The organism is Streptomyces sp. NPDC054834 (genome assembly GCF_053611185.1).
Window position 1 is genome coordinate 19,024 of the sequence record NZ_JBSGZV010000001.1, and the last position, 12,838, is coordinate 31,861.

Below are 12,838 nucleotides of genomic sequence, written 5' to 3' on the forward strand. Positions count from 1 at the left end.
GCGTTGGCGAGCGGTCACGACCGTAGACACGCGATCCGCGGAATTTCAAAGACGATCAGGGCTTCTGAGACTCATCCCACACTTTCAGCAAAGCGGACAACAAGCCCAAAACGGGGCGTCAACTCCCGCTACTTTGCACCCGTTTCGGCACTGAGTTCCAGGGTCTGACCGGGGGCGATGTTGTTCGGGTCGGTGCCGATGGCGTCCTTGTTCGCGGCGTAGAGCGCCCGCCACCCGCCCTCGAGGTCAAGGGAGTCGGCTATGGAGGCGAGGGTGTCACCGTCGCGGACGGTGTAGTCGCGCGCGGCGTGCCGGCCGGAGGTGGTGGCGGTCTGACCCTTTGTCACGCTTTCGTCCGCACTGTCACCCCGGTGACGGCCGCTGCTGATCGCCCCGGTGTCCACAAGGCTCCAGGAACCCCCGGTCTGCCATGAATTGTCCGAGTCGTCGACCTCGGGGGATGCCGTGGACGAGCCGCCGCTACCCCGGGACTTCCCGGAGCCGGAAGATGTCGACTTGTCCGTCTTGGCGGAATCGTCCGCACCCTTGGAGCCCGCATCGGCATCCAAGCCCGGCGAGGGCGAGGCGTCCGACGAGGAGCCGGAATCGGACGACCCCGACGAACCGGACGACGATCCCGAAGAATCCGCGGACCCCTTGGATTCCTTGGAATCGGATGAATCGGATGAATTCGACGAGTGGGAGGAGTCGTCGGAACCGGATGATCCGGACCCCCCGACGCCCGTGTCGACGTCCACCGAAGCGGAGTTCGACGTGAGGCCGGAGAGCAGGGCGCAGGTGGCCCAGGGCTTGGTGCCCTGGTCGGCGAGGATCTTCTCGGCGACCGCGATCTGCTGCGAGCGGCTGGCCTGGTCCGGGCTGGAGGCGTAGTCGAGGCCGCCGTACTTGTCCCAGTCGTCCTGGGACATCTGGAGGCCGCCGTAGTAGCCGTTACCCGTGTCGGCGCTCCACGAGCCGCCGCTCTCACATTCGGCCACCTTGTCCCACGTGGTCCCGTCGGCCGCGTTGGCCGCGGATGCGCCGAGCAACGGGATCGCGATGGCGGAGCCGGTCACTCCGGCCGCGACAAGGAGGGCCGGAGCCTGACGGGGGCGTCGGTGGCGACCGTTCCCGGAGAGCATGCGGTGACCTTTCGCAAGACAGCAGTAACCGGCGCGGCGGCTGCGGTGAGGCGCCGCGCTGACGAGTGAACGTATCGGCAGACGATCACTTGTCACAAGTTAATGCCGCGCAGATCACGTGAAGATCACAGAGTTGAACGCTGGTCACTTTTTTGCGAGGGCGCCGTCCGCCGTGCCGCTTACCAGTCGATTACCGGACGGGCGTGAACTCCACGGGCAAGGTGCGCAGTCCACGCATGATGAGCCCCCCACGCCACCGCAAATCGGCTGGTTCCACCGCGAGTCGGAGGTCGGGAAGACGGGTGAGGAGGGTGGCGAGCGCGGTCTGGCCCTCCAGCCGGGCGAGCGGGGCGCCGAGGCAGTAGTGGATGCCGTGGCCGTAACCGACGTGCTGATTGTCACGCCGTCCGAGGTCGAGGACGTCCGGGTCGGCGAACCGCTCGGGATCCCGGTCCGCGGCGGCGAGTACGACGAGCACGGGGTCGCCGGGTGCGATGTCCTGCCCGCCGACGGTGAGCGGCCGGGTGGCGAACCGCCAGGTGGCGAGCTCCACCGGGCCGTCGTAGCGCAGGAGTTCCTCGACGCCGGTCTCCAGCAGGTCCTGTTCGCCGCGCGCGAGGGACTCCTGAAGCCGCTGCCGCTGCCCGGGGTGCGTGAGGAGGGCGTACGTGCCGTTGCCGATGAGATTGACAGTCGTCTCGAACCCGGCGAACAGAAGGATGAACGCCATGGCGGCGGCCTCGTTCTCGGTGAGGTGCTCACCGTGGTCGGAGGCGCGGATGAGACCGGAGATGAGGTCCTCGCCCGGCGCCGGTTCGGCCGGGAGCGCCTCACGCTTCTTGTGGATCAGCTCGGCGAGGTAGCCCCGCATCTTCTTCACCGACCGTGCGACCCCGCCGCGCGGGCCTCCGCCGTGGCGGATCATCATCCCCGCCCAGTCCCGGAAGTCGTCCTGGTCCTCGCGCGGGACGCCGAGCATGTCACAGATGGCGTAGATGGGGAGCGGGAAGGCGAACTCGTGGATGAGATCGGCGGAGCCCTTCGCGGCGAACCCGTCGATGAGGTGGTCCGTCAGCTCCTGCACGCGCGGCGCGAACTCGGCGACGCGGCGGGGCGTGAACGCCTTGCTGACCAGTCGGCGCAGCCGGGTGTGGTCCGGCGGGTCGATGTTGAGCAGATGCGTCATCAGCTCGGCCTTGCGCTCCCCCGGGATCCCCGTCTTGCCCTTGGCGTGCGCGGGCTCGTCGTGGTGCGCCGGGTTCTTCGACAGCCGCGGGTCGGCCAGCGCCTGCTTGGCGTCGGCGTACCGGGTGACCAGCCAGGCCTCCACCCCGCTGGGCAACTTCGTCCGCCGCACGGGCGCGTGCTCCCGAAGCCAGGCATAGGCCGGGTAGGGGTTGCTCGCGAACTCCCAGGTGAACAGATCAGGGGCGGGCGCGTCGGAGGCTGCCTGGGGGTGGGGCTGGTTGGTCACCCCTTGACGGTATCCGGCTTCTCGGCGCGTGCCTCGGGGGCTATGGCCGTCCGCCGGACAGGCCCTGACCCGCCACGCCCTCGGCGGCCCGTATCGCGTCCCGGTAGGCCCGGGCCGCCGCTCTCAGGGCCGCCTCCGGGTCGACACCCTCCGCCTCGGCTCGCGTCGCGAGTGCCAGGAGGTCGTAGCCGATGCCCTCGCCCTGGGGCAGGGGCACGTCCAGGCCCGCGGTGCGTACCCGGGAGGAGAGCTTCGCGGCGAGGGCGAGACCGGGCTGGCCGAGGGGGATGCCCTCCGTCACGGAGGTGCGCTGCTTCTCGACCGCCTTGGTCCGCAGCCAGTGCTCCTTGACCTCCTCGGGGGTCTCGGCCGTCGCGTCGCCGAAGACGTGCGGGTGGCGGTGGATGAGCTTGGCGACGATGCCGCCGGCCACGTCGTCGACGGAGAAGGGGGCGTCGGCGTCCTCCTCCGCTATGCGGGCGTGGAAGACGACCTGGAGCAGGACGTCGCCCAGTTCCTCCCGCAGTTCCTCGCGGTCGCCGGCCTCGATCGCCTCGACGAGTTCGTACGCCTCCTCGATGCCGTACTTCGCCAGGCCCTCGTGGGTCTGGCGGGAGGACCAGGGGCACTCGGCGCGGATGCGGTCCATGACCTGGACGAGGTCGAGGAGGCGGGCACCGGGCAGGTCGTAGGAGGCGGGGAGCAGCTCCAGCTCCGGCATGGGCACCCGGCCGGTGCCGGCCAGGCGGGCCAGACCGTCCGTGAGGGCCGGCTCGCCCTCGCCCGTCGCCACGACCACGACGGTGTGCCCGCCGGCGCAGGCGTCGACGAGTTCCTGGGCGGTCGGGGCGGCCTCGTCGACGGCTATCCCGGCCTCGCGCAGATAGGGCAGCTGCGGATGGGCGCCGTCCGCGCACAGCACGCGGTCGGCGGCGCGAAGCGCCTGCCAGGCGGGCCAGGACAGCAGGCCGGGCGCGACACGGTGGCTGGTGGTGAGCAGGACGATCCGGCCGGGGGCGGCGTCCGGGCCCGGTACCTGGGCGTCTTCGAGGCTGGTGGTGTTCACGCCTCGAACGTAACGCACACCCGCCGGCGGCTTCGCGCGTTGTCCACAGGGTGGGGGTGACGGTGGGATCGTATGACCGCACTCGGACCTGGGCGTGGACCCGCCAGGCCTACGCCGTCTCCTGTGTCCCGCTCGCCGTGACCTCCCGCACCCACGGCGTCTTCGCGTCGACCCGGCTGCTCTTCTGCACGTCCCAGGTGCCGTAACGCGGGTTGAGGTCGACGTGGAGTTCCTCGGACGCGGTGGACAGGGCCTTCCAGAAGGCGGGCTGGGTGGTGTCGGTGCCGAGCCGGGTGGCGAGCTTCTGCGCTTCGAGCTGGAGGCGCAGATTGTCGTCGAGCCGTGCGGGCGCGATGCCGTACTTCTGGAGCCAGGTCGTCTCCAGCCCCTTCGCCCCGCCCGCCTGCTGCTCCAGGCCGGTGCGCATCTGCTGGATCTCCCTGCGGTTGACCGTGATGCCCTGGTCCCGCGCGGCGCGGTGCAGTACCTGGTCGAGGACCATGTTGTGCAGGGTGTCGCGGGTGAGACTGCTGGTGGAGGCCAGGACCTGCTGGTACTGCGCCTCGTCGGGCACCGCGGCCTGCTGCGCCCGGCGCACCTCGTTCACCCGGCTCTCCAGCTGGGCGACGGTGATCCGCCGGCCGCCGACGACGGCCGCAGCGCCGGGGTGCGCATCGTTTCCGCAGGCGGTGAGCAGAGGGGCCGCGGCGGCGATCGCGGCGGACAGGACGAGCGCGGTGCGACGGCGGCGGTGCAAGGGAACCTCCAAGGGAGATTGTGCGGCGGTGCACAAAGTCTTGCGGTGATCGATGGTAGGCAGTGGGCAAGCTCTGGCCAACCCATTCGACCAACGATTCGCGCGGGCTTCGGGCACCGCCGCGTGCCCAGGGAGGGTGCCGGTCAGCCCGTGATGGCCACGGGCGCGTCCCACGCGTCACGGTCGACGGTGATCGTGACGCCGCCGTGCGTCTCCTTGCTGTTGACCATGTACTGGTGGGCGCGGCTGTGGTTCGTGAACTGGGTGGAGCCCCACGGCCAGTCCGCGGTCGTGGTGTTCTGCTTGTCCCACAGCGCGTACCAGAGGTTGCCGGGCAGGTCCGTCCTGTCGGTGGCGGTGGCGATGGCCTTGGCGCTGGAGCTGGTGAAGCCGTAGTAGCCGGTGCGGTACGTCTTGGCGTGCAGGCCCTTGTCGAAGGCGCGCACATACGTCAGCACGGCGTCGTTGCACGACTTGTTCGTGGTGTCGTACGCCTCCATGTCCAGGTAGATCGGGCTGCCCGCCTTCATGCCGAGCGCGGAGGCCTTGGCCACGGCGTCGGAGGCGTCGGAGGCGCCCAGGGAGGCGGCGGTGGAGGCGGTCAGCTTCTCCGGGTTGGAGCCGGACTGGCAGGGCGGCTGGGCGCCGACGTAGAGCGGGACGAGCTTCCAGCCGAGGCCGCTGACGTACTTGACCCAGGAGGCGGTGAGGTTGGGCTGGCCGCAGCCGCGGTTCTTGCCGCCCACGTAGACGGCGGCGGCGCCGTAGAACCCGGTGTGCCAGGCCTTCATCGCGGACTGGGAGGGCGCGGCGCAGGTGTCGAAGGCGCGGCCGGTGTACGTCTTCTGCGCGGGCCAGGTGGTGGCCGCCATGGAGGTTTGCGCGGCGATGCCCGCTCCGGCCACGACTGCGGCACCGGCGACGGCCCACGTGATGTATCTGCGCTTCTTCGACTGCCGATGGCTGGACGACATGGAGGACCCCACCCCTTGTAGTGCTGCGTGGCGAAAACGGTGTGCGGAAAACGGTGTGCGGAAGACTGCGCGCGGAAGACTGCGCGCCGGGAACTGCGTGGCAAAAACGGACGGCAACTTATCCCGCGCCGTCCCTGTGGTCGGAAAACTGCGCCCCAGGAAGACCACAAGGATCTCTCAGGCAACGGCAAAGACTAACCACGGACCTGTCCCAGCCACTGAAGGGTCCGCCTGATCTCGGCGGCCAGCGGGTGCCCGGGGCCGTGCACGCGCTCCACGTCCAGCACGAGACGCGCGAGCGTGTCGTGGGCGGCGGGCCGGTCGCCGAGCGCGAGCAGCAGGTGGCCGATGCGGCGGCGGACGTCGTGGGCGAGCTGCGGGTCGCCGGAGACGTACTGGTTCTCGTAGTACGGCAGCAGCGCCCGGTATTCGGCCAGTGCGGCCGCGGGATCGCCGAGCTGTTCCAGGCACTGGGCGGCGTCGTAGCGGAAGCGCAGGGACTGCGGGTCGGCCTGGCCGGCCTCGGCGGCGCGTTCGTCGGCCAGGCGGCGCAGTTCGGGCAGCGCGCGCCGGTACTGGCCGTCGTCCATGAGCGTGGCCGCGTACTGCTTGCGCAGGGTGCGGACGACCGGGGAGTGCTCGCCGTGCTGTTCGGCCGCGGCGGGCAGGATCGCGCCGAGGATGTCCACCGCCTGCGTGATGCGGCCCTCGCCGAGCAGGCGTTTGACCTCGTCGACGGCGGCGGCGACGTCGGGCTTCTCGGTCACGGGCGGGGTGGGCGCGACGGGGGCGGGCTGGGGCGCGGGCGTGCGTGCGCGGTCCGGCCAGGGCGCGTGCGGGCGCAGGAAGGGGCGCGTCGGGTCGAGCGGGGCTCCGGTGGGTGTCCCGCGCGCGGGCAGGAGCAGCGCGAGATGCTCGTACACCTCCTGCGCGGAGGCGGGCCGGTGCTGCGGGTCCTTGGCCAGCAGGCGCAGGACCAGCGCTTCGAGGGCTTCGGGGACCTCGGGGCGGAGCCGGCGCACGGGCAGCGGCGGCTCGTACAGGTGCCGGTGGAGCACACCGAGCGCCGTGGAGCCCGCGAACGGGACGTTTCCGCTGAGCAGTTCGTGCAGCAGCACACCGAGCGCGTACAGGTCGGTGTACGGGCCGACCGCGCCGCCCATCGCCTGCTCCGGCGCCATGTAGGCGGGCGAGCCTATGGGCGTGCCGGTGTGCGTGAGGCGGGTGGTGTCGGCGTCCATGACGGAGGCGACACCGAGGTCGAGGACGGTGACCGTACCGTCCTGCTTCACCATCACGTTGCGCGGCTTGAGGTCGCGGTGCACGATCGGCACCGCGTGCACAGCGCTGAGCACGGCGCACAGCTGCGCGGCGACCGCCACCGCCCACTGCCACGGGTACGGGTCGTGCTCGGCGAGGTGGTCGGAGAGGTCGGCGCCGTCGACGTACTGCATGACGAGGAACAGTTCCTCGCCCTCACTGCCCGCGTCGTGCACGGTCACCAGTCCCGGGTGGTCGACCTGCGCGGTCACCCGGCACTCGCGCACGAACCGGCGGCGCAGCTCGTCGGCCTCCTGCCCTGCCACCTTGTCGGGGCGCAGCAGCTTCACTGCCACGCGCCGGTCGAGCCGCTGGTCGTATGCGGTCCACACCTGGCCCATGCCGCCCTGCCCGATGAGCGTGGACAGCTCGTAGCGGCCGGCGACGACGCGTCCTTGCGCCACGGTCACCTTCCGCCCTCGTGGTTGCCGTCGTGGTTGCGCAGGTAGTCACTCAGTTCGTCGAGCTCCGCGCGCACCTGGTCGATACGTGCGGGCGCCGGGCGCTGGGGCGGCGGCGGGGTGGGTATCGGCGGCTGGGGCAGCGGCGTGTGCGGCATCGGCGGCGGGGTGTGCGGGGTCTGCGGCGCGCTCGGCACGGGCGTCGCGGTGAACGGCGACGGCGGCTGCGCATAGCCGTACGCCGGTGCCATGGCCGGCTGCGCGGTGTAGGCGTGTTGCAGCTGGTGGAAATGGCGGATGTCGGCCGCGAGGTAGTACGCGATCGCGACCACCAGTGTGCCGAAGAGCAGGGTGATGCCCAGGTAGCCGCCGGCGGTGTGGACCTCGTCGCCTGGTTCGCTGCCCAGCAGTACGAGGCTGAGGATGTCGGCGGCGATCACTGCCACGAACAGGCCCCAGTCCAGCGACTTGCGCGTCACTACGGCCAGGCGCAACAGCATCGCCGAGGTCAGGAGACCGATGCTGAAGATCGCGATCACCACGAACAGCACCCGCAGGAAGACCAGCCACCCGATGTGGGGCGGCTGCTTCACCGGCTGTGCGTAGCCGCGGCCTTGCATGGCTGCTCCTGTTGCCTGAAGAGGGCGTGCGGTTGTCGTTTCGAGCGTATAGGCCGACACGGACAAGCGGTCCCAGGTTGTACCGAACCGTTGTCGTGCTGATCACTTTGCTCCACGGTCACCTCAGCCGGGCGCCACCGTGCCGTCCGTCAGGCCGTCGTACATCCCGCGCACGAGCTGCTCGCCGAGCCGGCCCGCGTGTCTGAGCGCCCGCTCGAACTCGTCGAGGGCCCGGAAGCGACCGCCGTAGCGCCGTTGTTCGTCGAGCGGCAGCCGGGGCAGCTGGAGCCGGCGCACATCGAGGCGGGTGGCGGTGGACGCGTAGCTGCTGGCCTGGCGGTTGTTGGCGGTGCCGCGCAGGAACCCGGCGAGGAACCACGGGTCGAGCGCGGTGGGATCGGGGCGCAGGAGTACGAGGTTGCGTCCCAGGGCGGCGCCCGCCATGGTGTCGTCGATCACGCGCGCCACCGAGCCGCCGCCGAGCACCGGGACGACGACGTCGCCCGGTTCGGTCAGCACGGCCTCCTCGTCGCTCTCGGGAAGCGTTCCCGAGGGCGCGGTGCCGGCCAGGACGTCGTGGTCGGTGAGGACGGGCACGCGCGTGTGGCCGCCGCTTCCGCCCGTGCGCATCACCAGGGCGCCCCCGCGTGCGAGTTCACCGATGGTGGTCAGCGGCCAGCGTGCGGGCCCCGCGGAGTCGGCCGGGGGCGGGGTGAGGTCGGCGGTCAGGCGCAGGGTCTCGCCGAGGCGTTCGCGCACGGCCGTGAGCTGCTGCGCGCCGTCGGCCGCGACGGGCGGCGGGAGATGGCGGGCGGGGGCGAGGTCCACGTCGTCGTCGAGGAGTTCGATGACCGGCACCGAACGGACCAGCCCCGGCCGTTCCTCGCACCCTCCCTCGCGCTCGAAGGCACGCCAGGCGTCGAGGACCGAGTCCCGCACGGCCTGCCAGTCGGGCCCGCCGCGCCCCTCGGTGGCGTACCGCCCGGTGTCGGCCAGCAGCACCTGAGGCTGCGCGGGCGTCCGGTCCGGGCGGCGCAGCACCCACAGGTGCAGGGGGATGTTGTACGGCGGGGCCGCGCCCACCGGCAGCGCGACGACGGCGCGCAGCGCGCCCCGGCGCAGCAGGTCGGCGCGGATACGGCGGCCGGACCGGCGGGAGGCGGCGGCGGGCGGCATCAGCACTACGGCGGTGCCGCCGTCCCGGAGCCGGGCGAGCGCGTGCTGCACCCAGGCGAGCTCGGATTCGGTGCGCGCCGGGAAGCCGTACTCCCAGCGGGGGTCGTAGGCGAGTTCGTCGTGTCCCCAGTTGCGTTCGTTGAACGGCGGATGGCACAGGACAGCGTCGGCGCGCAGCTCGGGGTAGGCCTCCGCGCGGAGGGTGTCGCCGACGGCGGCGCGCACCGTCACGCGCGCGTGCAGCGCGATGCGCAGTGCGGTGAGCGCGGCGAGTTCGGGGGCGCTGTCCTGGGCGTACAGCTCGTGGTCGGGGCGGGTGTCGACGGCGCGCAGGAGGGCGCCGGTGCCGCAGGCCGGGTCGAGCACGGTGCGGGCGGGGCCGGCGAGCTCGGCCATGAGACGGGCGAGTTCGGCGGGGGTGAGGGTGTACTGGCGGGGGTTGGCGTCCAGGTGCCGTCCCAGCAGGAACTCGAAGGTCTGCCGTGCGCCCAGCTCGGCGGCGAGCTCGGCGGCGCCGCGCAGGAGGGGGGCGGAGGGGAGTAGTTCGGGGCCGGCGGGGATGTGAACGGCTGGGGTGCTGTTCACAGACTGCGGGGTGTTCACATCGGGTGGGGTGTGAACGGCGGGTGCGGTGCCTGCCGCGCCCGGGGTGTTCACAGCGACTGTCGCGCCTGTGCTCCGCCGCTTGTGAACGCGCCGGTCACGCGTCACGCCGAAGCGCGGTACGAGTACCTGCTCCAGCGCGTCGGGCAGTATCGCGGCCAGGCGCGCGTCGGAGCCGGCGCTCACGTCCAGCCAGACGGTGGGGCGTTCGTGGATGAGCAGCAGGACGCAGCCGGCGTGCACCAGCGCGGTGACCGGTCCTTCGGGGTGTCCGGCGAGTTGTTGCCAGACGCGTTCCCGCAGGGGGACCTCGGCGAGTTTGCCCTGCTTGCGCAGCCAGGCCTCGACCTCGGCGAGGGCGAAGGAGGGGCTGGTCTCGGTGCCGCCGACGGGCTTGGGGAAGTCGGCGTGCCGACGGCGCCAGTTGCTCACGGCGGCGCGGCCGACGCCGGCCAGCCGTGCGATTCCGGCGGCGGTCACCTCTGTCGCGTTGTCCTGCACCCGCGCCGCTCCCCTCGTCCATGTGTGAGCAGAGCATAGCGGCGTTCACATGAGCCACGCATTCACGACCGTGTACTCAACCGTCCACGTGAACCGTGTTGACTCGGTTCACAAGCTCTGGTCTTATTGACCCCGCGAACGAGCGGCCGCCGGACGGAGGTGGTCGCCGCGTCGGGAGGGGGTTGCCATGGGCATGAAAGGCAAGGTCGCGCTGGGCGCTGTCGTGGGAGTCGTCGTCATCGGTGTCGTGTCGGCGAACGCCGACAGCGACGGCAAGGCTGGCGGTTCCGGCAGCGGCAGCAAGGGATCCTCTGCCTCCGCCCGGCACAAGCCCGGCAGCAAGAAGGACTCGGGCAGCTCGCAGACCGCCGCGAAGAAGGTCGCGTTCGAGGGGGACGGCGACTTCCAGGTCGGCAAGGACGTCAAGCCCGGCACCTACCGCACCACCGGGAACACCGACGACATGTGCTACTGGGAGCGGGCCAAGGACGCCTCGGGCGAGACGGACTCGCTGCTGGCCAACGACAACGTCACCGGCACCAGTTACGTCACCATCAAGGCCACCGACAAGCTGTTCAAGTCCAGCGGCTGCAAGGACTGGGAGGCCGTCGATCCTAAGGCGAAGGGTTCACCCGCCTCGACGGCGGACGGCAACGGCGGCATGTTCAAGGTGGGCACCGACCTCGCTACGGGGACGTACAAGTCCACCGGCAATGCCGACGACTCCTGCTACTGGGAGCGCACCAAGGACGCCGAGCAGGGCCTCGACTCCATCATCGCCAACAACAACGTGACCGGCACGGCCGTCGTCACCATCAAAGCCACCGACGCCTACTTCAAGACCACCGGCTGCGGGGACTGGAAGAAGGCCGGCTGAACCGGCCGCCGCCGGCCAGCACACCACGACGGCACAGGGGCGCGGCGGCCGGCCACCCGCCGCCCCGCGCCCGCTCAGCATCACTCACCATCTCTCACCAAGGAATTCCCATGCGTCGCACCGCACTTGCCGCCCTCTGCCTCGCCGCCGCGACCGCCGTCGGACTCACCGGCTGCATGCCGGGGCAGGACAAGGCGGACAGCAAGCCGAAGGGCCCGTTCGCCGGGCTGTCCGGTGGCGAGATCGCCGACCGGGCGATGAAGGCCACCACCGGAGCCTCGTCGCTGCGGATGAAGGGCGATGTCGCCGACGACACCGACGGCACCATCCGGATCGACATGGCCCTGAACAAGAAGGGCGAGTGCGCCGGCACGATGAGCATGGGCGGCCAGGGCAAGGCCGATCTGGTCAAGACCGGCGACACCGTCTACATGAAGTACGACGAGGCGTTCCTGCGCGCGCAGAGCAAGGGCGAGTCCAAGGCGGACACCGACGCGGCCGTGGCGATGCTGGCCGGTAAGTGGACCAAGATGGCCGCCAAGGGACAGGACGCCAAGGACATCGCGAGCTTCTGCGACCTGGACTCGGTGCTCGGCGGCGCCGAGGACGGCAACTCGGACGCCACCCGCGGCAAGACGACCACCGTCGACGGCACGCCCGCGATCGTGCTGCACGAGAAGGACGGCAAGGACCGTTACACCATCTACGTCGCCACCCAGGGCAAGCCGTACGTGCTGCGGGTCGACGGCTCGTCCGCCAAGGAGCCGCTGAACCTCGACTTCAGCGACTTCGACCAGCCGGTGCCGACGAAGAAGCCCACCGGCAAGATCATCGACCTGGACGCGCTGGGCGGCTGAGCCCGGCTCCGGCGCCGCTCACAGCCGGTGCCTCATCCACACGTTGGGAGCGTTGTCCCGCATCCCCGCCAGCATGCGGCCGGACAGGCCGAGGCCCTGGGCGTGCGGGGCGACCCTCGTCATCCCGCGGAACCCAGTGCTCGCTCCGCAGCCGGTCTAGGAGGACAAGGCGGCACGGTGGCGGGAGCAATGGCGCGAGCTGACCGTCCTGGACCGGCCCTCCACGAGCGCCACGGCTCCCTCGGCCGGCGACTGATGCCGGCTGTGTCCGCCTTCATCAGCCACCGCACTGCTCCAGCATCATCTGCTTGTCGGCGACCGTCACGGGAAGGTCGTACTTCAGCGACACCTGGGCGAAGCGCACCGAGTATGCGCAGCGGATCTGCTTGTTGGGAGGCAGCCAACTCGCCGGACCGGAGTCGCTCTTCGCGCCGTTGGTCGGTCCGTCCACCGGGATCAGGTTGAGCGGATCATTGGCTATGTCCTCCCGCTTGCCCTTGGCCCAGCGTGAGGCACCCATCTGCCAGTCGTAGGACAGCGGCATGACGTGGTCTATCTGGACCTTCGTCGCACGGGACTTGGTCCACTCGATCGCCTTCCCGGTGTACGGGTCATGCAGCGTCATGGAGGTGACGACGCAGTCCGAGCCCGCCCGGAAGCGGACTTTCTCACCATCGCGTTTCAAGAGATCGTTTCGCGAGTCACACCCGTTGTGAGCGAAGGGGATGCCGCCCGGCGCCGAGTCCATCCAGGCGTAGCCGAACTTGTCCCGCTCGTACCCCGTCTTGGGGCCTCGCCCCTTCGTAGCCACTTTCTCGATCAACGACCGCGCCTTCGCCTTGTCCGCGCTGGAGGTGATCGCGGCCAACCCAGGCCTCGTTCCGTCCGGATTGACCAGCGGGTTCACAGCCCGACCGTTTCCGGCAGTCGGCACGCCGGAACCGGAGGATCCGCCGTCCGCGGGTGGAGTGAGACCCTCGCAGCCGACAAGCATGAATCCGGTCGCCAGCAGTGCGGCGGATGCCAGAAGGGCGTGCCGTTTTCCGCCGCCGTGTCCCATGTGCCTCTCA

General features: G+C 70.7%; 11 protein-coding genes. 2 read left to right on the plus strand and 9 right to left on the minus strand.

Features of this window, described 5'->3' with window-relative positions:
• Window positions 1–128: 128 nt before the first annotated feature.
• The 8 genes from ACWGJM_RS00100 to ACWGJM_RS00135 all read right to left on the minus strand — a co-directional run bounded on the left by ACWGJM_RS00100 (window position 129) and on the right by ACWGJM_RS00135 (window position 10,034).
• Complete coding sequence (locus tag ACWGJM_RS00100; protein ID WP_453409372.1) at window positions 129–1,142, minus strand: transglycosylase family protein; 1,014 nt, start codon at window positions 1,140–1,142, stop codon at window positions 129–131.
• A gap of 190 nt (window positions 1,143–1,332) precedes the next feature.
• Window positions 1,333–2,616 carry a cytochrome P450 family protein gene (locus ACWGJM_RS00105; protein WP_453409373.1) on the minus strand — a complete coding sequence of 428 codons (1,284 nt, stop codon included), beginning with the start codon at window positions 2,614–2,616 and terminating at the stop codon, window positions 1,333–1,335.
• A 40-nt stretch (window positions 2,617–2,656) separates the two neighbouring features.
• A complete protein-coding gene (locus tag ACWGJM_RS00110; RefSeq protein ID WP_453409374.1) occupies window positions 2,657–3,682 on the minus strand; it encodes a nucleoside triphosphate pyrophosphohydrolase in 1,026 nt (341 codons plus the stop codon).
• A 109-nt stretch (window positions 3,683–3,791) separates the two neighbouring features.
• Entirely contained in the window at window positions 3,792–4,439 is a 648-nt protein-coding gene (locus ACWGJM_RS00115; protein WP_453409375.1) for a SurA N-terminal domain-containing protein, read from the minus strand.
• Window positions 4,440–4,582: 143 nt separating this feature from the next.
• On the minus strand, window positions 4,583–5,413 hold the full coding sequence (locus ACWGJM_RS00120) for a glycoside hydrolase domain-containing protein (RefSeq protein ID WP_453409376.1): 831 nt from the start codon (window positions 5,411–5,413) through the stop codon (window positions 4,583–4,585).
• Window positions 5,414–5,607: 194 nt separating this feature from the next.
• Complete coding sequence (locus ACWGJM_RS00125) at window positions 5,608–7,101, minus strand: protein kinase domain-containing protein (protein WP_453409825.1); 1,494 nt, start codon at window positions 7,099–7,101, stop codon at window positions 5,608–5,610.
• Between the two features lie 38 nt (window positions 7,102–7,139).
• Window positions 7,140–7,754, minus strand: coding sequence for a hypothetical protein (locus ACWGJM_RS00130; protein WP_453409377.1), 615 nt, complete (start codon window positions 7,752–7,754; stop codon window positions 7,140–7,142).
• Between the two features lie 123 nt (window positions 7,755–7,877).
• Window positions 7,878–10,034 (minus strand): N-6 DNA methylase, encoded by a 2,157-nt coding sequence (locus ACWGJM_RS00135; protein WP_453409378.1) that lies wholly within the window; start codon window positions 10,032–10,034, stop codon window positions 7,878–7,880.
• A 187-nt stretch (window positions 10,035–10,221) separates the two neighbouring features.
• On the opposite strand from ACWGJM_RS00135, the gene ACWGJM_RS00140 reads away from it, so the two are divergent.
• Together ACWGJM_RS00140 and ACWGJM_RS00145 are read left to right on the plus strand one after the other, a co-directional pair.
• Window positions 10,222–10,911: a hypothetical protein gene (locus ACWGJM_RS00140; protein WP_453409379.1), complete on the plus strand. Its 690-nt coding sequence runs from the start codon at window positions 10,222–10,224 to the stop codon at window positions 10,909–10,911.
• A 110-nt stretch (window positions 10,912–11,021) separates the two neighbouring features.
• On the plus strand, window positions 11,022–11,768 hold the full coding sequence (locus tag ACWGJM_RS00145) for a hypothetical protein (protein WP_453409380.1): 747 nt from the start codon (window positions 11,022–11,024) through the stop codon (window positions 11,766–11,768).
• A gap of 277 nt (window positions 11,769–12,045) precedes the next feature.
• Here ACWGJM_RS00145 and ACWGJM_RS00150 read toward each other — a convergent pair whose 3' ends face one another.
• Entirely contained in the window at window positions 12,046–12,828 is a 783-nt protein-coding gene (locus ACWGJM_RS00150) for an HNH endonuclease family protein (protein ID WP_453409381.1), read from the minus strand.
• Window positions 12,829–12,838: the final 10 nt, after the last annotated feature.